1 protein-coding gene and 1 pseudogene are annotated in these 1,580 nt (G+C 56.3%); one reads left to right on the forward strand and one right to left on the reverse strand.

Annotated elements, in window-relative coordinates; all coding sequences use genetic code 11:
- Window positions 1-623 (forward strand): annotated as a pseudogene (locus tag ACP7BV_RS26895) (ATP-dependent helicase); the annotation flags it as partial.
- 177 nt (window positions 624-800) lie between these two features.
- Here ACP7BV_RS26895 and ACP7BV_RS26900 read toward each other — a convergent pair.
- Window positions 801-1,433, reverse strand: coding sequence for a PEP-CTERM sorting domain-containing protein (locus ACP7BV_RS26900; RefSeq protein WP_426107960.1), 633 nt, complete (start codon window positions 1,431-1,433; stop codon window positions 801-803).
- Between the last annotated feature and the right edge of the window lie 147 nt (window positions 1,434-1,580).

Raw genomic sequence — 1,580 nt, forward strand, 5'->3', positions numbered from 1 at the left:
ACGCAAAGCGGGCGAGCGGCTTGGCGGCGGCCAAGCAGTGGCGAATCTGGTCTTTGAAAGTACGTGAGGGAAAAGTTCCGACCGCGAAATTCGTTCAGTCAGTGCTGCGTGTTATGGACGGGGTTCGCGCGCAGGGATTTTCTGGCGATCCTGCTCAGGATTGGAATCGTATTAAGCGGGCGCTGCGAGATGTCGGTGATGGTGAACTCACGGACGTCGCTAAGAACCTGGACTATCTCGTGGCATTTAATCGCGGAAGGCGTATCAGTGCAGGACTGGGTGCCGTGTGGATGCGCGACGGACAGTACACCGGCGCTCGCGAGGTCCTGGATTTTGCACTTGCTCAAGATCAGATTCTCGGGGGTGTAGACGATCCTCCGGGGGTACAAGTAATGACCGTGCATAAGTCTAAAGGAAAGCAGTTCGATGGCGTCATCGTCGTCCGCGAAGGGCGGCACGACGGTAAGAAATTGGTCTCGTCCTTCGTGTGGTGGGGAGACGAGCCACCCCACAATCGAAGTCGCAAGATACTTCGAGTTGCGATTACCCGGGCGAAAGCCCATGCGTTGCTGCTCGGCCCGATCTATCCCGCATGCCCAATCGTCGGCCGGCACAAGCTATGATCCATTGTCGGCGACGTTTTAGTTCTTAGGTACACGCTTAGGTACACGCATTATCATGATCAGCATGAGAGCCTAGGTAGAATAAGGCTTACGTGGTACTTCTCAACATTCTGCATCGAAGTAAGCCGCGCAAACTGCCGTGCAGGCTGCCGCGCAAAAACTGCCGATTAGCTAAGATCAGGCGCGGCGGCGGCGCAGCCGAGCCAGCGCGATGATCGCCAGCGCGGACAAGGCCAGCGACGATGGCTCGGGAACGTCAACCAGGCCGGTGACCGTGGCGGTATTGGTCTGGTTAGTGAACGATACAAGCTGGCCGGCGTCAAACATGCTGCCGTTGTCGAAGTTGATGGCGGTGCTGGTGCGCACCTCGGTACCTCTCATCAAGACCGGCCCTTGCGGCACAACAAGTGTCGACAAGTCAAAGGCGTAGCCGAAACTGAGCTGGGTGCCGGCATAACCGGTGAGGATGGTGCCAAAGTCGTCAACCTTGAAGCCGAACACCGTGCCGCCAAAATAGAGCTGGGTCGGGTTGGTGACGTGCGCGTTGTCCAGGCCCAGTGCAGCGGCGGTAATGTAAACCTCAGCCGCATACGCATTCTGGAAATCGCCAAAGCCGCTGCCCAGATTAGGGGTGTCGGTGTCGGTCTTGATCGACATGGTAAAGGCGCCGGTTGATTGCAGCGTGCCGTTGAAAGCGACCGTCACAGGTGAAAAAGTATAGTCGATCGAAATCGGGGCGGCGGCCGATACGCTGCAGGCGGCCATTGCACCGATGAAAAGGGCACGCTGCAAGAGTGACTTGATGGTCATTGGAAACTTTCTTGGTAAGAGATTTAGTCATATTTCGCGCACGCAATATCCGTGCCATTGTAAATTTGTCAGCAAAATCAACAAGCTAGGCGTCGGCCACCATGATGTTGGCCAGCGGATACAGCTCCATGAACTCATTGGAAAACT

The sequence above is a fragment of the Massilia sp. TSP1-1-2 genome (assembly GCF_049896185.1).
Classification (GTDB): domain Bacteria; phylum Pseudomonadota; class Gammaproteobacteria; order Burkholderiales; family Burkholderiaceae_D; genus Telluria_A.